The sequence below is a fragment of the Pseudomonas sp. ArH3a genome (genome assembly GCF_022648765.1).
In the GTDB taxonomy this organism is placed as follows: Bacteria; Pseudomonadota; Gammaproteobacteria; order Pseudomonadales; family Pseudomonadaceae; genus Aquipseudomonas.
Genome location: NZ_CP080330.1, coordinates 3,113,217 through 3,130,111 on the forward strand (window position 1 = coordinate 3,113,217; position 16,895 = coordinate 3,130,111).

Annotated in this window: 17 protein-coding genes; 9 read left to right on the forward strand and 8 right to left on the reverse strand. The window is 61.7% G+C overall.

The annotated features are described in order from the left end of the window. Window positions 1–63 precede the first annotated feature (63 nt). The 4 genes from K0P33_RS14240 (at window position 64) to K0P33_RS14255 (ending at window position 5,437) form a co-directional block, all read left to right on the forward strand. Window positions 64–939, forward strand: a complete 876-nt coding sequence (locus tag K0P33_RS14240; protein WP_094952710.1) for a LysR substrate-binding domain-containing protein — start codon at window positions 64–66, stop codon at window positions 937–939. 73 nt (window positions 940–1,012) lie between these two features. Continuing rightward, window positions 1,013–1,618 (forward strand): LysE family transporter, encoded by a 606-nt coding sequence (locus K0P33_RS14245; RefSeq protein ID WP_242155811.1) that lies wholly within the window; start codon window positions 1,013–1,015, stop codon window positions 1,616–1,618. A 97-nt stretch (window positions 1,619–1,715) separates the two neighbouring features. After that, complete coding sequence (gene metE / locus K0P33_RS14250; RefSeq protein WP_242155813.1) at window positions 1,716–4,004, forward strand: 5-methyltetrahydropteroyltriglutamate--homocysteine S-methyltransferase; 2,289 nt, start codon at window positions 1,716–1,718, stop codon at window positions 4,002–4,004. Between the two features lie 881 nt (window positions 4,005–4,885). Further along, window positions 4,886–5,437 (forward strand): DUF924 family protein, encoded by a 552-nt coding sequence (locus K0P33_RS14255; RefSeq protein ID WP_094953304.1) that lies wholly within the window; start codon window positions 4,886–4,888, stop codon window positions 5,435–5,437. Here the strand turns inward: K0P33_RS14255 and K0P33_RS14260 are convergent. Continuing rightward, window positions 5,434–6,867, reverse strand: coding sequence for a hypothetical protein (locus K0P33_RS14260; protein WP_094953302.1), 1,434 nt, complete (start codon window positions 6,865–6,867; stop codon window positions 5,434–5,436). The genes K0P33_RS14255 and K0P33_RS14260 overlap by 4 nt on opposite strands. 174 nt (window positions 6,868–7,041) lie before the next feature. Here K0P33_RS14260 and yfcF point away from each other — a divergent pair, with 174 nt between their 5' ends. Continuing rightward, window positions 7,042–7,674 carry a glutathione transferase gene (gene yfcF, locus K0P33_RS14265; RefSeq protein ID WP_242155815.1) on the forward strand — a complete coding sequence of 211 codons (633 nt, stop codon included), beginning with the start codon at window positions 7,042–7,044 and terminating at the stop codon, window positions 7,672–7,674. A 3-nt stretch (window positions 7,675–7,677) separates the two neighbouring features. On the opposite strand, the gene K0P33_RS14270 is transcribed toward yfcF, so the two are convergent. Beyond that, on the reverse strand, window positions 7,678–7,923 hold the full coding sequence (locus tag K0P33_RS14270) for a hypothetical protein (protein WP_094953298.1): 246 nt from the start codon (window positions 7,921–7,923) through the stop codon (window positions 7,678–7,680). Window positions 7,924–8,068: 145 nt separating this feature from the next. Between K0P33_RS14270 and K0P33_RS14275 the strand changes: the two genes are divergently transcribed. Together K0P33_RS14275 and K0P33_RS14280 are read left to right on the forward strand one after the other, a co-directional pair. Beyond that, window positions 8,069–8,713 carry an ATPase gene (locus K0P33_RS14275; protein WP_094953296.1) on the forward strand — a complete coding sequence of 215 codons (645 nt, stop codon included), beginning with the start codon at window positions 8,069–8,071 and terminating at the stop codon, window positions 8,711–8,713. 45 nt (window positions 8,714–8,758) lie between these two features. Beyond that, window positions 8,759–9,100 carry a hypothetical protein gene (locus tag K0P33_RS14280; RefSeq protein ID WP_242155817.1) on the forward strand — a complete coding sequence of 114 codons (342 nt, stop codon included), beginning with the start codon at window positions 8,759–8,761 and terminating at the stop codon, window positions 9,098–9,100. A gap of 146 nt (window positions 9,101–9,246) precedes the next feature. Here K0P33_RS14280 and K0P33_RS14285 read toward each other — a convergent pair whose 3' ends face one another. Both K0P33_RS14285 and K0P33_RS14290 read right to left on the reverse strand, forming a co-directional pair. After that, window positions 9,247–9,993 carry a creatininase family protein gene (locus K0P33_RS14285; RefSeq protein WP_242155820.1) on the reverse strand — a complete coding sequence of 249 codons (747 nt, stop codon included), beginning with the start codon at window positions 9,991–9,993 and terminating at the stop codon, window positions 9,247–9,249. 30 nt (window positions 9,994–10,023) lie between these two features. Then, complete coding sequence (locus K0P33_RS14290) at window positions 10,024–10,737, reverse strand: murein L,D-transpeptidase catalytic domain family protein (RefSeq protein ID WP_094953290.1); 714 nt, start codon at window positions 10,735–10,737, stop codon at window positions 10,024–10,026. Window positions 10,738–10,776: 39 nt separating this feature from the next. Between K0P33_RS14290 and K0P33_RS14295 the strand changes: the two genes are divergently transcribed. After that, window positions 10,777–12,378 carry a L,D-transpeptidase family protein gene (locus K0P33_RS14295; RefSeq protein WP_242155822.1) on the forward strand — a complete coding sequence of 534 codons (1,602 nt, stop codon included), beginning with the start codon at window positions 10,777–10,779 and terminating at the stop codon, window positions 12,376–12,378. A 57-nt stretch (window positions 12,379–12,435) separates the two neighbouring features. Here the strand turns inward: K0P33_RS14295 and K0P33_RS14300 are convergent, their stop codons facing one another. Together K0P33_RS14300 and K0P33_RS14305 are read right to left on the reverse strand one after the other, a co-directional pair. Next, window positions 12,436–12,930 (reverse strand): AAA family ATPase, encoded by a 495-nt coding sequence (locus K0P33_RS14300; RefSeq protein ID WP_242155824.1) that lies wholly within the window; start codon window positions 12,928–12,930, stop codon window positions 12,436–12,438. A 42-nt stretch (window positions 12,931–12,972) separates the two neighbouring features. Further along, on the reverse strand, window positions 12,973–14,022 hold the full coding sequence (locus tag K0P33_RS14305; RefSeq protein WP_242155826.1) for an alginate lyase family protein: 1,050 nt from the start codon (window positions 14,020–14,022) through the stop codon (window positions 12,973–12,975). Window positions 14,023–14,130: 108 nt separating this feature from the next. On the opposite strand from K0P33_RS14305, the gene dapF reads away from it, so the two are divergent. Beyond that, window positions 14,131–14,934: a diaminopimelate epimerase gene (gene dapF / locus K0P33_RS14310; RefSeq protein ID WP_242155828.1), complete on the forward strand. Its 804-nt coding sequence runs from the start codon at window positions 14,131–14,133 to the stop codon at window positions 14,932–14,934. Here dapF and K0P33_RS14315 read toward each other — a convergent pair. Then, window positions 14,931–16,064 (reverse strand): PAS domain-containing sensor histidine kinase, encoded by a 1,134-nt coding sequence (locus K0P33_RS14315; RefSeq protein ID WP_242155829.1) that lies wholly within the window; start codon window positions 16,062–16,064, stop codon window positions 14,931–14,933. The genes dapF and K0P33_RS14315 overlap by 4 nt on opposite strands. Beyond that, complete coding sequence (locus K0P33_RS14320) at window positions 16,054–16,869, reverse strand: alpha/beta hydrolase (protein ID WP_176463003.1); 816 nt, start codon at window positions 16,867–16,869, stop codon at window positions 16,054–16,056. Before K0P33_RS14320 ends, K0P33_RS14315 begins: the two co-directional genes overlap by 11 nt. Window positions 16,870–16,895 lie beyond the last annotated feature (26 nt).

Sequence of the window (16,895 nt, forward strand, 5' to 3'; positions counted from 1 at the left end):
AATTTATAGGGACTTGGGTGGTACAACCAACGCTATAAAATCATCCAGCTATTCGGAAAGCGCATGGATAAGCTTCGTCACGTACCGTCGATGCAAGGTCTGCAGGCGTTGGTGGCAGTCAGCGACAGCAGCAGTTTCACCCAGGCTGCGCACACGTTGTGCCTGACCCAGAGCGCGGTCAGTCGCCAGGTGCAGCAATTGGAAAGCCACTTCGGTGTGGCGCTGTTCACGCGCACCAGCCGCCGTTTGCAGCTGACGGCTGAAGGCGAGCAGGTATTGATTTTCGCACGCAGTATCCTCGCGCAACTCAAGGCGCTGGAGGACCGCATCTCGCCGCACAAACGCCCGTTCCGCATTCGCCTGCATGTGTCGTTGGCCGTGCGCTGGCTGCTGCCCAAGTTGAGCGATTTCTACCGGTTGCACCCGGACATTTCCCTGGCCATCGAGACCGTCGCCACGGAAGTGGTCGAGCCTGCCGGCGACAGCGATGCCTACATTCAGTACCTGCCCACGCCGCCCACTGATCCGACGTGCCTCACGCTGTTCCAGGAAAAACTGGTGCCGGTGTGTGCGCCCAGCCTGAAGCCGTTGGCAACCCTAGCTGACCTGCGCACCGTGGCGCTGCTGCACCGCTCGGTCGACCAGCAAGACTGGCGCGTATGGCTTGCCGCCAACGGCGCCGGTGCACTGGAGGACTACCGGCACATTCCCTTCAACCTCGATGAATTGGCGCTGGACGCCGCCGCGCGCGGGCTGGGTGTGGCGATGACCGACTTGAGCCTGGCCGCTGAATCCATCGAGCGCGGCGTGCTGGTGGTGCCGTTGGGTGAGCCGTTGGAGACGGGCGGGGTGTATGCGCTGTGCTTGCAACCGATGGCGGCGTCCCACGCAGGGTGTGCCGTGGTCATGGCGTGGTTCGCACAACAGGTACAACGCTGAACTACAAACGTACAAGATTCAGCGTAAACCGCCTCAGTAGACTCGCCGGACTTCTTCTACGGCAGGTTTTTTCATGGACATTTTCCTCTACGCCTTCAGTGTCATGTACAGCCCGGGCCCTGTGAACTTGATGGGCCTGAACGCCGGGCTCACCGGTAAATTGCGCCGCTGCAGTGGGTTCTACATTGGCGTGGGCTGCGCGATGCTGCTGATGTTCGTGCTGTTCGGCTACACCGGCGAGGCGATCGTTTCCCAGGCGGCGCTGCCGTATATCTCACTGGTCGGCGGTGTGTACACGCTGTACCTCGCCTATCAAGTGTTCACCGCCCACACGGTGGTTGAAGCGTCTTCAAGCACGCCGACCAAGGCCCTCACGTTCTGGAATGGCCTGGTGATTCAGTTGCTCAACCCCAAAGGCGTCGTGGCGGTGTTGCCGATTACCAGCGTGATGTTGCCGGCGGCGCATGTTACCGGGGCGTCCATCGCCGGGGTTTCGGCCTTGCTGGGGCTGGGCGCAGTCGGTGCGCCGTGGGTCTACGCCTTGCTGGGCGCGGTGCTGGGGCGGCGGATTAACGGGGCGTCGGCGTTTACCGTATTCAATCGTTGCATGGGCTTGGCGCTGGCAGCGTGTGCGTATTTCATGTTTCACGCGTTCTATCTACACGTGATGGCAACATGAGTGATTCTCGTGATCGTCTAGAGTAAAATGAGTTTGTCTCACTATGAGTGTGTGTCGACAATGGCTGCCATCAATATCGACATTGGAGTTGTAAGTCATGGCAGTCGCTCATTCCCTTGGATTTCCGCGCATTGGACGCGATCGTGAACTGAAAAAAGCGCAGGAAGCGTTTTGGAAGGGCGAGCTCGACGAGGCCGGCCTGCGTGCCGTGGGCCGTGACTTGCGCAAGGCGCACTGGGAACTGCAAAAACAAGCCGGTATCGAGCTGCTACCGGCCGGTGATTTCGCCTGGTACGACCAAGTCCTGACTCACTCGCTGATGTTCGGTGTGATCCCTGAACGCCTCCGCCCAGCCGATGGCAACACCACGCTGCAGACCCTGTTCGGCATGGCCCGTGGTGTCAGCGACAGCTGCTGCGGCGGTGCCCACGCCCAGGAAATGACCAAGTGGTTTGATACCAACTATCACTACCTGGTGCCTGAGTTCAGCGCCGACCAGCAATTCCAACTGGGTTGGGAGCAGTTGTTCGAAGAGGTTAAAGAAGCCCGTAACCTGGGCCACAACGTCAAGCCCGTGGTCATCGGCCCGCTGACTTACCTGTGGCTGGGCAAGGCCAAGGGCGGCGACTTCGACAAGCTAGACCTGCTTGACCGCCTGCTGCCGTTGTATGGCCAGATCTTCCAGCGCCTGGCAGATTTGGGCGTTGAGTGGGTGCAAATCGATGAGCCGATCCTGGTGCTCGACCTGCCACAAGACTGGAAAAACGCCTTTGAGCGCGCCTACAACCAGATCCAGCGCGACCCGCTGAAAAAACTCGTGGCCACCTACTTTGGCGGTTTGGAAGAGAACCTCGGCCTAGCCGCCAACCTGCCGGTTGATGGTTTGCACATCGACTTGGTGCGTGCACCGGACCAGTACCCGACCATTCTCGACCGCTTGCCGGCGTATAAGGTGTTGTCCCTGGGCGTGGTCAATGGCCGTAACGTCTGGCGCTGCGACCTGGAAAAAGCCCTGGCGACCTTGCAGCACGCGCATGAGAAATTGGGCGATCGCTTGTGGGTCGCGCCGTCTTGCTCGCTGCTGCACAGCCCGGTTGATTTGGGCCGCGAAGACACGCTGGATGCCGAGCTGAAAAGCTGGTTGGCCTTCGCCGTGCAGAAGTGCGCGGAAGTTGCGGTGCTGGCCCAGGCCGTCAACGCACCGCAAGCCCCTAACGTGCTCGCCGCCCTGGCGGAAAGCCGTGCTGTGCAAGCTGCCCGTGCGGCCTCGCCACGGATTCACAAGCCTGCCGTGCAAGCCCGTGTGGCGGCGATCACCGCCAAGGACAGCCAGCGTCAGTCGCTGTTTGCCCAGCGTATCGAGAAGCAACGTGCCGGCCTGAACCTGCCGCTGTTTCCGACCACGACTATCGGTTCGTTCCCGCAGACCGCCTCGATTCGCCTGGCGCGCCAGTCGTATAAAGCCGGCAAGTTGAGCGAAGCCGAATACGTCGAAGCCATGCACAGCGAGATCAAGCATGCCGTTGAAGTGCAGGAACACCTCGGCCTGGACGTGCTGGTACATGGCGAAGCTGAGCGTAACGACATGGTCGAGTACTTCGCCGAGCAGCTCGACGGCTACGTGTTCACCCGTTTCGGCTGGGTGCAGAGCTACGGTTCGCGCTGCGTGAAACCGGCGGTGATCTTCGGCGACCTCAGCCGTGCGAAAGCCATGACCGTGGAGTGGATCCGCTACGCCCAAGGCCTGACCAACAAGGTGATGAAGGGCATGCTGACCGGCCCGGTGACCATGCTGATGTGGTCGTTCCCGCGTGAAGACGTGAGCCGCGAAGTGCAGGCGCGGCAACTGGCGCTGGCGATTCGCGACGAAGTGGTGGACCTGGAAGCTGCTGGTATCAAGATCGTGCAGATCGACGAAGCCGCGTTCCGCGAAGGCCTGCCGTTGCGCCGGGCGCAGTGGCAGCACTATCTGGACTGGGCCACCGAAGTGTTCCGCCTGTGCGCCTGTGGCGTGCGCGACGAAACCCAGATTCACACGCACATGTGCTACAGCGAGTTCAACGATGTGATCGAGTCCATTGCGGCGATGGATGCTGACGTGATCACCATCGAAACCTCGCGCTCCGATATGGAACTGCTGGAGGCGTTCGAAGCCTTTGCTTACCCGAACGACATTGGCCCGGGCGTCTATGACATCCACTCGCCACGCGTGCCGGATGCGTCGGAAATGGCCAATTTGCTGCGCAAGGCGGCCAAGCGCATTCCTGCGCAGCGCCTATGGGTCAACCCGGACTGCGGCCTAAAAACCCGCGGCTGGCCGGAGACGGAAGCGGCGTTGATTCATATGGTCACTGCTGCGCGGCAACTGCGGGCTGAACTGGCCTAACACAGGGTAGGCATGTGGGAGTACAGCCTGAGCAGCACACCCATCTGCCTGATGTATTGAGATCCAAATGTGGGAGCTGGCTTGTCGGATCGCCGCACCGCTGCGATGCAGACACGTCGGTGTATCAGGTACACCGAGTTGATGCCATCGCAGGCAAGCCAGCTCCCACATTAGATTGAGTTCAGTTTCAGAGATCAGGTCGGCTGTCAGGCCGCCTCGGTTTTGCTTTTGATTTGCTTCAACCACTCAGGTCGGCTACTAGGCCGCCGTGCTCTTGCTTTTGATCTTGATCTTGATCTGAGGCGCCCCGTTAAACCACGCTGGCCGAACGCAGGCTTTGGAGCGTGGGTAAACCGGCAGGACGCCGGTTTAGCCGCGATGGGCCAAGGATGGCCCATGGCGGCGGCCCACGGTCCAAAGCCTGCGTGAGGGCACACCGAGCCTAGGCGAGGTGCCGAGTGGTGGGGCAAGAGCCCTTTTGGTTACTTTTGGCTGGGCCGGCATTCCGGGCTCTTTTCCAAAAGTGACCCGCCGTAAGGGCGGAACCCATAGCAGCCGTTACCCAAATAACGGATATGTACCCAGCGCCCCCCGCGACAACCAAAGAACTCAACCCATAAAAAGATGTGTAGATACCTATGCTGCGATGCGGGCGCATCGGTCTGTCAGTGACACACAGTCGATGCCATCGCAGGCAAGCCAGCTCCCACATTTGATCTTCGCTGCTTTGAGCTTTTGCGTCCGCTTAACCGACCGGCATCAGGGCAAGCCCGCTCCCACACCAAAAGGCTAACCCTAGGTGCAGCCCCGGCGCCGGAGGCGAAACTTAATCGCCTCTGGCGGCGTCAATGATGAAATCTGCAGGCTCATAGGAGGCAATGATGACAAGCATGAACGGCCAGCCGGCCGAGGCGGTGATTCAATTTTGGAAGCAGGCGGGGCCCAAGCGCTGGTTTGCCAAGGACGCGGCGTTCGACGCAGCGTTTCGCGACACCTTCTACGCCACCCATATGCAAGCCGCTCGGCGCGAGCTGGAAGGTTGGCTGGATTCAGCGCACGGCGCGCTGGCGTTGTTGATCCTGCTGGATCAGTTCCCGCGCAATGCCTTTCGCGGTACGGCGCACATGTTTGCCACCGACCCGCTGGCACGGCTGTATGCGCAGCGCATGCTCGATGCCGGGCTGGATCAACTGATCGAGCCCGAACTACGGGCGTTCTGTTATCTGCCGTTTGAGCATTCCGAAGACCCGGCCGATCAGCAGCGCTCGCTGGTGTTGAACCAGCGCCTGGATGCCAGCACCTACCATTGGGCCAAGGAGCACGCAAACATCATCGAACGGTTCGGGCGTTTTCCCCATCGCAACGCGGTGTTGGCCAGGGCCACCACCGCGCAAGAACGTGAGTTTCTGGTTAAAGGCGGCTTCGCAGGCTAAGCCGGTGCCAGGGCTTCCTTGGCGCCTGCCGCGCGATAACGCCGCAAGCCCTTGAGGTCGACCGCCCAGCGCAACGCTTCGGTCGCCGAAGGGCGTGGGCCATGGGTGATCGCCTGTTCATCGTTGCCGAGTGCACCGAGGTAGCCTTGGGCGCCGCCGCGTTCGCTCCAGTAGTGGGTGTGACTGAACCACGACCGTGCCAGCCAGCCCTTCCACTTGCCTACAGTGACCGGCAAATCCAGCACGCCGGCGCCCATCACCGGCTTGACCGGGCCCGCGACGATATCGCCAAACAGGCCGTAGGGCGCCGGGAAGTAGAGGTTGGTCCAGCGCGTCACGGCAAAGGCCGCCGCGTGGTGCAAATACTGTGGGGTGAAGGGTTTTTCGCCGAGCATCACTGGCTGGCGGGCGTTGTAGCCGTAGCCCTTTTCGTCCTGGGTGGGCGGGCAGGCCGGGGCTTCGCGACGTGCCATGCGTTGTTTGAAGTCACTGACGCTGCGGCCCAGCAACAAGCTGGCGTGGGCCATCGGGCTGCCGACGGTGACCAGGTCGGTGATGCGCCACGGGTTGCCCAGGCCACGTTGCTCGATAAACGCTTGGGTCTGCTGTTCGCGAAACCTCAAGAGGCTGCCCAGGCTGCCGTCGAGTGCGGCACCGGCGTTTGGCAGCGCATCCTTGACCACCGGTTGCAGCGGTTCGTGGTGGGCATACCGGTTGGCCAGCTCGCGGTTACTGGGGATGACTTTGGTGAGTTGATCGTGATGTTCGTGCCACAGGTAGCCGACGATATCGTAGGCAATCATGCTGCCCAAACTGTGGCCGACGACGATGATGCGGTCGTACTCGCCCTTGTTGTGCAACGCGCGCAGCAGCGCCACGCCGTCGGCACGGATCTGTTCGCGCACCACGACATTTTGCGGGTTGGGGCTGAGGTAACGCGCCGCATCGCCCAGGTAGGACAGCGCGGAATAGCGCAGCCCCAGGCCGATGGCGCCGAGCAGCAGCGGCACCAGGGCGTAAGGGTTGTCGTGGTGCTCGAATTTTCCCCAGGCGGTGGCGAGGCTGCCGCTGGCGATCAGCAGCAACAGCAGGATCACCGTCCAGCGCGTGGTGCGCCAAATCGGCACGATGGCGTCGGGGATATCACGGCGCGGGCGCTTAAAGATGTCCCACAGCCAGCCCAGCAGATGGCCGAGCTTGGTGCCCTGCATCTTGTGGGCCCAGTAGTACTCGTAAAAATCCGTGCTTGTGCGGCCCGAGGACTTCAGCACGCGCAGGTCGAAGTTGCGCGACAGCCGGTCCGGTTTGCTCCAGTACAACGGGGTGCCGTCGGGGGTGTCGGCGGGGATCATCGCTTCGACAAAACCACGCAACGTATCCATTGGGCGTTGTTCACCGATGCCGTGAATGACGACAACTGCTTGTTTCATAAGATGTTCTTCCTTGAGCACTTTTGAATGGCGGAGCGTTCTCGCAGACTAGCGAGTCGCTATGATATTGCCACTATTGGGCCTATTCCCGCCAGGAATGGCCCCATAAAAACCCTGCATTGTCTTTATCGCCGCAGATCTCGTAGCGTGGGGTTCCATTCAAGGAGATCGCCCATGCACCCGAGCCCGCTGCGCCTCTATGTAGATTCGATGTTTACCAGCCCCTATGCGATGTCGGTGTTTGTCACACTGCGCGAAAAAGGCCTGGCGTTCGACCTGCTCACCCTGGATTTGGACGCCGGGCAAAACCAGGCGGCGGACTTCGCCCAGCTCTCGGTGACGCAGCGCGTGCCTACGTTGGTTGAGGGCGACTTTGCGCTGTCGGAATCTTCCGCGATCACTGAATACCTGGAGCAGGTCTACCCCGAAACGCCGGTGTACCCTGCTGATCCAAAACAGCGGGCGAGGGCGCGGCAGGTGCAGGCGTGGCTGCGTAGCGACTTACTGCCGATCCGTCAGGAACGTTCGACGTTGGTGGTGTTTTACGGGCAGAAGATGCCGCCGTTGTCGCCCGTTGCAGAGGCGGCCGCGCGCAAGCTGATCAGCGCGGCGCAGGCGCTGCTGGCGGGCAATCCCCACTACCTGTTCGGCCAATGGTCGATTGCCGATGTGGACCTGGCGGTGATGCTCAACCGTCTGATCCTCAACAGTGACAGTGTGCCAGCCGAGTTGGTGGATTACGCACAGCGCCAATGGCAGCGGCCGTCGGTGCAGGCATGGGTCAACCTGCAGCGCCCGGCGCTTTAGGGTTTACAGCCATTCGTGGGCTACGCGTCGGTCCAAATCTTCCCAGTCCGCCATGCCCAGCACCCGTGTGGTGTTCAAACCGCGCAGGTAACCGCGCAGTTGCTGGGCGCTGGCGTAGCGCTGGTCGGCATCGGCGGTTTGATCCTGCAGCACGTTTTCATAATCGACCAGGTAATCGGCGACCCGCTCGCGAAACTCCGGCAATACGGCTTCGCGGATGCGGTCGAAGGTTTTCTGGTGGGGCTTCATGGCAGGGTCCTTATAGTTTTATAGAGGTCGCGAGATACTCGACACTATCGGTTCAAATGATAGTCACCATCAAGGATCGCAAGTTCTGTTTTTGTACCAAAAGCGCAGAATCACCCCATCGAGACGCTGTTCAAGGAAATGCGCGATGAGGACGATGATCCAGTTGGGTTTAATCATGCTGATGCTTGGCACGACGGTGTTGGCCAATCCGGCAATTGCCGATGATCTGCGTACCGGCCATTTGCTGGCACTCGCCGGTAGCGTAGACTCCCTGCAGCACGCGCAGTCGGTGGGGGTGTTGTACAGCGAAAACACCCGCGACAACCTCAGTTACCTTGAACGCTACCACGCCATGGCCATGAACGGCGCCAAGGATGCCCTTGACGGGCGCATCCGCGAGGCGTTCGTCAACAGTTCAGACCCGGAACTGGCGATTGATTGGCTGATGAATTCATTGCAGGGCACTTTTCGCAGCGTGACGGTCTATAGCAGCCTGGATGAACTGGTGCAGGCGCACCCTGATGTGGTGGTGATGCTCGACACCCATAACCAGCTGCTGACCCAGCGTAACGACCAGGTCGAGGCGCGTTTTGTTGCACGGTTCTATGATGCAGACCTGCAATATATCGCCAAGGCCGAAGGCTCGGTACACAAACAAGTGCCATCGGTTTGGGTGCATGACAAGGCGGCCCCGGAAATTGCCGCGCAGATTGAACAGCAGCGTGATGTACAGCTCAATGCCTTGAAGCAGTTTGATGCATCGCTCAAGGCCCTGGTCCGCGCCGGATGACGCGCGGATCGATGTGAACCCTATTGGTTATTTTCAGGAATGTTTATGCGCTCTTTTTTCGTCCCGGCCCTGGCTTTTGCTTCGTTGTTGCTGACCGGTTGTATCACTGCGCCCAATGCGCCGAGCTTAACCCTGCAAACCAGCAAGACTCCCGAAAGCTATGTGCAATGTGTATTGCCCAAGCTTGAAAAGTACGGCATCACCTCGACCGTGACGCAGAACTCGCGCCACGCCAAGGTGGTGTTGACCAGCAAGATTGCCGCCGATGACGTGCTGGAGGCCTACAAGTCCCAGGACGGCACCAAAGTGTTCCTGTACGAGCGTAAGCCACTGGCGTCGGCGATCAAGCCGTCGCGGCTTGAGTTGGCGGCTCAGGACTGCAAGTAGCTAAAGGCAATACACAGGTCCAATGCGGGAGCGGGCTTGCTCGCGAATGCGGAGTATCAGTCGATGCATTTACTGACTGACCCACCGCTTTCGCGAGCAAGTCGAATCGTCGCACCACCGCTCCCACATTTTGCTTTGTGTCGTGCTTAGGGTTTTGCTTCGCTACTGAAGCTGTTCACGGTCTTGACCAGCCCTTTAGCCGCCAACGCCACCAACTCACCGCCTTTTTCCACCGTCGCCAGGGCCGGGTCCGAACCCATGCGCCCGTCGGGGAAGCGTGCGCGGAAGTCCAGCGCTTCGCGGATCGGCCCGGTGTTGGCGATTTGTGGGGAATAGTCGGCTGACTTGATCGAATCAGCGTACGCCCATTGCGTCACCGCAATCTCCGACGGCGTGGCATGGCTGCCATGGCCGACTGGGAATTGGCGCTGCGCCAGGTCAGTGACGCCTTCCAGGTCCCACCAGTTCACCAGCTTCAGCGCGAACCCGGCCGGTCGGCGGGCGAAGCTCGCCTCGGCGTACAGCTCGGAAAACGCCGCTTCAATGGTAGCGATATTGCCGCCGTGGCCGTTCAGAAACAGGATCTTCTCGAAACCATGCCCGGTCAACGAGCGCACCCAGTCGCCAATCGCGGCAATAAAGGTGGAAGGGCGCAGGGAAATAGTGCCGGGAAAGCCCAAGTGGTGCTGGGCCATGCCGATGCTGAAAGTCGGGCCGATCAGGATGTCGGCGTTCTTCTGCGCCTCATGGGCGATGATCTGCGGGCACATCCAGTCAGTGCCCAGCAGGCCGGTGGGGCCGTGTTGTTCGTTGGAACCGATGGGGATCACCACCGTGCGGCTGCGTTCCAGAAACTGCCCGATCTCGATCCAGGTGGAGTGGTGTAGAAGCATGCGACGCTCTCTTTTATCTGTGGGGACAGGCTAACCACCACGGATTGTACGACTACTTGCCACTTGTTGGGGCTTGCAGTTCAGATACGTTGACGACTTCAACCAACGCTGGTCCGGGTACCAGGAAAACATGAACTGCCCGTCCTTGAGCTTATCCACCACTTGGCGCGCCACCTGCGGGCGTACGGCCGGGCAACCCTGGCTGCGGCCGATACGGCCTTCGCGCTTGCTCCACGCGGAGTTGACGTAGTCGGCAGCGTGGATCACCAGCGCGCGGTCGCGGGCCTGGTCGTTGAAACCGGGCTCCAGGCCGTCCATGCGTAACGAATAGCCGTGGGCGCCGAGGTAACTTTCCTGGGTGCGGAACAAGCCCAGGCTGGACTGGTGGCTGCCTTCGAGATTGGAAAATTGCGTGGCGAAGTTTTCCCCGGATTTTGCGCCGTGGGCCACCAGATCACGCAGCACCAGGGTCTTTTTGCGCAAGTCGAAGATCCACAGCCGACGAGCGGTCGAGGGCTGGGAGTAGTCAATAACCGCTAGGCGCTCTGAGCGTTCCTCGCCGTTATTGACCGCGCACTGCACGGCGCTCAGGGCGCTTTTCAGTACAGTGGGATTGAGTTCTGGAGCCGAGCGCGCCAGGCTGCTATACAAGTTAGGAGGATTCCCATTGGCGGCGAGCGCTAAATTGCTCAACGTAGCCAGGGTGATGGTGATCAAACCGAAGCGGCACATAAAAGTCAGCATCTACAAAGCGTCCCCCGCTGTGGATTGGAGCCCAGTCAATTGTTCAAAAAACACGCATGTTACTTGAGCATTTGCCTGCTCGTTGCACCATTGGTCGCGACAGCTGACGAACTGTCAGTGGGCGCCGTGCCGGTTATTTCCCTAAGCCCTGTGCAAATGGCCCCGGTGCAACAGGCCCTCGCGCAGCTCCCCAGCGTTTGCCCCAAACTCGCCCCGCACATCGACGCCGCGGCGCAATCGCGTTTGCAAGCGTTCTATCAGCAGCAGGGTGATGTGCCGCTGTGGTCTGCCGATGACCGCCGCCAAGCCTTGCACACTCAATTGCTGATGCTGGCGGACGACGGCCTGGACCCTACCCACTATAGCCTGCCTGCGGCGGACGCCACGGCCAACGTGCTGTGCAGCGATATCGACGTCAGCCGCCAGTACCTGCAAGCCCTGCAGGATTTGCACTTCGGGCGCTTGCAGCAATCACGCTTTGAGCCGCTGTGGCATTCCCAGCCGCCCACCCGCGACCCGAATACCGAGGTGCTGGCCTTCGCCGCCACCGGGCTGCAAGACATGGCCCAAGCCTTCGACCAGGCACGCCCCAGCGCCGACCTTTACCGCAGCTTACGCAATGCCTATGCCACCGTGCGCCTGCAACCGTTGCCGCACTGGGACCCGGTCGGCAGCGGCCCATTGCTGCGCCCCGGCGTGGAAGACCCGCGCGTGCCGGAGCTGGCGCGGCGCTTGTACAGCGGCGGCTACCTGGCCAAGGCGCCCACGGGCAATGGCAAACAATACGGTGATGAACTGGTCAAGGCGGTGAAGGCCTTCCAGCTCAGCCACTCGTTGCAGGCCGATGGCGTGATTGGCGCGGGCACCGTGGCCGAACTCAACATCAGCCCGGCGATGCGCCGCGACCAACTGCGCATCAACCTTGAGCGTTTCCGCTGGCTGGCCCAGGACCTGGAGCCCGAAGGTGTGCTGGTCAACGTCGCCGCCGCGCAGCTGAGCGTCTACCAGAGTGGCATCCCCGTGTGGCAAACCCGTCTGCAAGTCGGGCGCGCCGAACGCCAGACGCCGCTGCTCAAGTCGCGTATCACCCGACTGACCCTGAACCCCACCTGGACCATCCCGCCGACCATCATGCGCGAGGACAAACTCCCGGCCATCCGCCTCAACCCCGAATACCTGCGCCAGCAAAACCTCCAAGTGCTCGACGCCGAAGGCCGCCCGTTGGCGCCTGAACAGATCGACTGGGCGCGCCCGGGCAACATCCTCCTGCGCCAGGACGCTGGCCCGCGCAACCCGCTGGGCAAGATCGTGATGCGCTTTCCCAACCCCTACTCGGTGTACTTGCATGACACGCCAAGCCAACCGCTGTTTACCAAAGGGCCGCGCGCCTTCAGCTCGGGTTGTGTGAGGGTTGAGCAACCACTGCTGCTGCGCGACCTGCTGGTGAGCCCGGCCGAACGCACGCGCACCGACGAACTGCTCGCCACCGGCGTGACCCACGAATTCCGGCTGGCCACGCCGGTGCCGGTGCTGTTGGGGTACTGGACGGTGGAAGTCGATCGCCAGGGTGGCCTGGTGTACGCGCCGGACATCTATGGGCGCGACCTGGTGTTGATGAAGGCGATGGGGGCTGTGCTTTAAGGTCGGCACCTTACCTGTGGCGGGCGGGCTTGCCACCACAAGCCCGCCCGCCAACTGTCAGATGTGCTTCAGGACAAGCGCCACAGCCTGATCCGCTGTCACAAGCGCCGTATCGACCGTCAGCGGCAGTTCATCCCAAGGCTCATACTCATGCGCCGATACCGACTGCCAAGTAGGCGGTACCAAGCCGGCAATATCACCTGAACGGCTTTCAACGCGGCGCTGGTGTTCCTGCCGATCCGAACAGACCACCTGAATATTCAACAACTCAACGCCTGCCGCCGTCGCCACGGCCTTCCACGCCGCTCGGCTTTCCCTGACCGGGTTCACACAATCGGCAATGACCCTGTGCCCCAAGCGCACATTACTCAACGCCAGCGCATTCGCCACGCCATAACCACTGGCACCCACATCACCGGCCAACACGCTCGCATCCCGCAGCGCCTGCTCAATCACATCGATACGCAGGTACACCGCACCGATCTGGAGCGCCAGTTCGTTGGCAATCGTGGTTTTGCCGCTGCCGGGAAGGCCACTGAACACAATAAGCATCATCAATCCTTTGCAAGGGGAACCCGGCCAGTCTAGCCGCGCTTACTTCAAATAGCAGGCACTGATCCAGTCTGCCGGGTGTGCTGCCAGTTGCGTCGCCACAGGCAGGTAACGCTTGTCCAACTGCGCCGCCAGCCAGAAGAGCGTCGCGCTGCTGTTGGGTTGCCAGGTGCCGCTGTACCCGGCTTCGCCTACCCCGGCGCGGTCTTTGTCGAATTGCACGTGGGTGTGCACAAACTCCTCGTGGCTGCGTTGCCCAGTGGCATACGGCACCAGCCAATCGAGCGCGCCAGCCAGGGACGCGCCCTTCACGCTGATGCTCAGCCAGTCGCCGCCGCCGCCGTCGTAGGGCTTGGCCGCCAGCGCGGCCTGTACCAGGGGCTCAAGGTCATAGACCACGTAATGCAAGGCATCTCGGTCCTGGAAGTCGGTCACCGAGCCATCCGGCAGCACGTTGTCGGCGATCTGCTGCTTGAACAGCTGGTGCGCGTGTTCAAGCATCGCGCGGTCGCCCAGTGCGGCGGCGGCCACGCTGACCAGTTTGACGCGATGGCTCTGCCAGTTATTGGTCTGGGTGCCTTTTTTCTGCCCATGGAATTGCTCGATACGCACGATGTAACCGTTGCCCAGGTTGCTGATCAAGCGGCGGCTGGCGGCGCGGGTTTCCAGGCGCAAGTGGTCGGCGGTCAGTGCATAGGCAGTGATCAGCATGTCGAGGTTGGTTTCATCAATCGGGTTGAAGTCCGGCTGGTACACGTCGGCCCACGCGGCCAGGTAGTCGTCGACTTGCTTGAGGTAACGTGGGTCACCGCTCAACCGCCACGCCAGCGCCGCTTGGCGCATCACTGGCCAGTCTTTTTCGGCGGCAATACTTTGCTCACGGATGCCGTGGTGGGGCAGGGTGCCTTCAGTGTGCAGATGGGGCCGCGGGTTGGGCGGGTCGGCCAGGTGCCGTTGGGCGGCGGCCAGCAGCGCCTTCGACATCGGGTTCGACGTGGCCGGCTGGCACAGGCTGGGATTTTGCGCGGCCGCCATGGCCGCGTGGGAAAACGCGAGCAGCAGCGCGGTTAAAGCGAAGAAGGTTTTTTTCATGGCGGGCTCTGCCGGATCAGCACGCACACACGCTAACATGCGCCCGAATCGGCTTGGATGAAACTCCCGTATGCTGACCCTCTACTCAGCTCGCCCACCGGACAGCCCATGACCTTGCCCTTTGTGAAGATGCATGCCCTTGGCGACGATTTCATCATCATCGACCGCCGTGGCCACAGCGACCCGGTCACCGCGCAGCTCGCCCGTCGCCTGGGCGACCGCCACACCGGTATCGGTTTCAATCAGTTGGCGGTGGTCCTCGACTGCGATGACGCCGCCGCGCGCATCAAGTTCTGGAACCCCAACGGCACACCTTTGCAAACCTGCGGCAGTGCCACGCGCGGTGTCGCCGACCGCTTAATGCACGAAGCCGGCAGCGATTCGATTGTGTTGCGCACCGATCGAGGCTTGCTGACGTGCGCACGCGTTGCGGGGCAGCGGGTTTCGGTCGACATGGGCGAGCCGTCGCTGGCGTGGTCGGCCGTGCCGCTGGCCACGGCGATGGATACCCGCACCTTACCCATTGAAGGCGACCCGGCGGCGTGCGGTATGGGCAACCCGCACTGCACCTTTTTTGTCGATGACGTTGCTGCCGTCGACGTGGCCGCCGTGGGCCCGGCGCTGGAAACCCACCCGTTGTTCCCGGCCAAGACCAATGTGCATTTCGTGCAGGTGCTGGATCGCAGCCATATCCGCCTGCGTATCTGGGAGCGTGGCGGCGGTGTGCCGCAGGGTTCCGGTTCGTGTTGCTGCGGCGCAGTGGTCAATGGGATCCGGCGCGGCTTGCTGGATGAGACGGTGCAGGTGCAGTGCGACGGCGGCACGGTCACGGTGCAGTGGGACGGGCAGGGCGGTGTGGTATTGACCGGCAGCGTCGAGCCGATCATGCAAGGCACGGCGTATCTGTTCTAAAACTTTACGGTAAATGTCGTACCGTTAATGGCGCAGGAACTTACCGTTACGTCGCCGCCATGCACTTTGGCCAATTCGTGCACGATGTACAGGCCCAAGCCCACGCTGCGCACACCGCTGCCTTGGTCGGTGCCACGGGTCATGGGCTCGAACAGGCCGGCCAGCAGCGTTTCTGGAATAACCGCGCCGTGGTTGTGCACCGCCACTTCGCAGCCGGTATCGCCTAGCCGTGAGGTGATGGTGATCGGCTGGAGCGGGTCGCCATACGCCACGCTGTTGGCCACCAGGTTACCGATGATCTGCTGCACGCGGTCGGCATCCAGGCAGGCATCGCCATGGCCTTGGGCTTGATGTTCCAACGTGGCCTTGGGGAAGGCCACGCGCAGTTCATCCACCGCGTGCGCAATCACCGCGTGCAACTCCAGCGGCGCGGCCTTGATGGTGATGCCGTGGCCGACCCGGGCTTGGGTGAAGTCGAGCAAGTCGGCGATCATCCGGTGGGCGCGCTCGGATGACTGGGCGATATGGCCCAACAACTGGCGCTCCTTGGTTGTACGCTCGCCACGATTGAGAAAATCGGACGCCATACGGATGGCCGTCAGGGGGTTCTTCAAATCGTGACTGACGATCGCCACCATCTGCTCAGCAAACAACGCACGACGCTGGGCAATGGCATAGGCCTCGCTCAATTCCGCCTGGGCCTGCTGCAGCGCGATTTCCGTGGCGGTTTTTTCCTGCAACAGCGCCTCGGCCAGATTGCGCGCGTTGAGCAGCTCGCGTTCGTACTTGTCGCGGTCGGTGGTGCCGAACAGCGCGAGGTCGTAGACCACGGCGTCGGCCTGTTCGCGCTTGTTGCCATTGAGCAGCACGGTCACTTTGTGCCCGTCGTGGTGCAGCATGTCGAGCTTCACTTCGGTGACACTGCCGCGCAGGCGCAACATCGGCGCCAGGTGGGTCTGGTGGAAAATCCGCCCGCCCATGGTCAGCAAATCCTGAAAGCGCCGCCCGCACAGCTCGGCGCTGCTCAAGCCCAGCCATTCGCTGAACCGCGCGTTGGCTTGCAGGATCGTGCCGTCTTCTGCGGTGACGGCCAGGGCACAGGCGGCGTTGTCGAACAGGTCAACCGACATCAGTAATCGCCCACGGCGCCAGGAAGCTTTGCATCGCGGCTGCGCAGGCTTGCGGCGCGCTCATGTGCGGGCAATGACCCACATTGTCCACCAGGCAATACGTGCTGTTGGGCAGTACGCGGTGCAGGTATTCACCCACGGCCAGGGGCGCGATCAGGTCGTCGCTCGATTGCAGGATCAACACCGGGGCGGTCAGGCCGATCACGTCCTGGCGGTTGTCCGACAAAAAGGTCACGCGCGCAAACTGCTTGGCGATGTCGGGTTCGGTGCGGCAGAAACTCTCGCGCAGTTCGTCGCTCAAGGCCGGTTGCCCAGGCGCACCCATGATCACCGGGGCCATGGCGCTGGACCAGCCGAGGTAGTTGCTGTCGAGGGTGTCGAGCAGGTCGTCGATGTCGCTGCGCTTGAAACCGCCCGTGTAATCGACGTCATCAATGTAGCGCGGCGACGGGCCGATCATCACATGGGCGGCGATGCGCCCGGGGGCCTGGCGGTCGGCGAGGGTGCCGATCATCGCGCTGACCGAGTGGCCGACTAGGATCACCGGGCCTACGGCAAAGGCTTCGATAATCTCGTTCAGGTCCTGGGCATAGCCATCCAGCGTGCCGTACTTGGCTTTGTCGAATGCACTGAGGTCCGACAGGCCGGCCCCGACCAAGTCGTACATCACCACGCGGAAGCGGTCGACAAAGGCCGGGGCCAGGTAATTCCACATCGCCTGGTTGCAGCCGAACCCATGGGAGAACACCAGGGTCGCCATCCCGTTGCCCATCACACTGACGTTGTTGCGGTGCTTTAGGTTCATGCAATTCTCGTGTATGGCTTTTTGCT

Bases quoted from the DNA above. Each gene is read 5' to 3' on its own strand.
- K0P33_RS14285 (WP_242155820.1), bottom strand. From the start codon at position 9,993: ATGCTTCTACACCACTCCACCTGGATCGAGATCGGGCAGTTTCTGGAA.
- yfcF (WP_242155815.1), top strand. From the start codon at position 7,042: ATGCACCCGAGCCCGCTGCGCCTCTATGTAGATTCGATGTTTACCAGC.
- K0P33_RS14280 (WP_242155817.1), top strand. From the start codon at position 8,759: ATGCGCTCTTTTTTCGTCCCGGCCCTGGCTTTTGCTTCGTTGTTGCTG.
- K0P33_RS14270 (WP_094953298.1), bottom strand. From the start codon at position 7,923: ATGAAGCCCCACCAGAAAACCTTCGACCGCATCCGCGAAGCCGTATTG.
- K0P33_RS14260 (WP_094953302.1), bottom strand. From the start codon at position 6,867: ATGAAACAAGCAGTTGTCGTCATTCACGGCATCGGTGAACAACGCCCA.
- K0P33_RS14255 (WP_094953304.1), top strand. From the start codon at position 4,886: ATGACAAGCATGAACGGCCAGCCGGCCGAGGCGGTGATTCAATTTTGG.
- K0P33_RS14315 (WP_242155829.1), bottom strand. From the start codon at position 16,064: ATGTCGGTTGACCTGTTCGACAACGCCGCCTGTGCCCTGGCCGTCACC.
- K0P33_RS14290 (WP_094953290.1), bottom strand. From the start codon at position 10,737: ATGCTGACTTTTATGTGCCGCTTCGGTTTGATCACCATCACCCTGGCT.
- K0P33_RS14300 (WP_242155824.1), bottom strand. From the start codon at position 12,930: ATGCTTATTGTGTTCAGTGGCCTTCCCGGCAGCGGCAAAACCACGATT.
- K0P33_RS14305 (WP_242155826.1), bottom strand. From the start codon at position 14,022: ATGAAAAAAACCTTCTTCGCTTTAACCGCGCTGCTGCTCGCGTTTTCC.
- K0P33_RS14320 (WP_176463003.1), bottom strand. From the start codon at position 16,869: ATGAACCTAAAGCACCGCAACAACGTCAGTGTGATGGGCAACGGGATG.
- K0P33_RS14245 (WP_242155811.1), top strand. From the start codon at position 1,013: ATGGACATTTTCCTCTACGCCTTCAGTGTCATGTACAGCCCGGGCCCT.
- K0P33_RS14275 (WP_094953296.1), top strand. From the start codon at position 8,069: ATGAGGACGATGATCCAGTTGGGTTTAATCATGCTGATGCTTGGCACG.
- dapF (WP_242155828.1), top strand. From the start codon at position 14,131: ATGACCTTGCCCTTTGTGAAGATGCATGCCCTTGGCGACGATTTCATC.
- K0P33_RS14240 (WP_094952710.1), top strand. From the start codon at position 64: ATGGATAAGCTTCGTCACGTACCGTCGATGCAAGGTCTGCAGGCGTTG.
- metE (WP_242155813.1), top strand. From the start codon at position 1,716: ATGGCAGTCGCTCATTCCCTTGGATTTCCGCGCATTGGACGCGATCGT.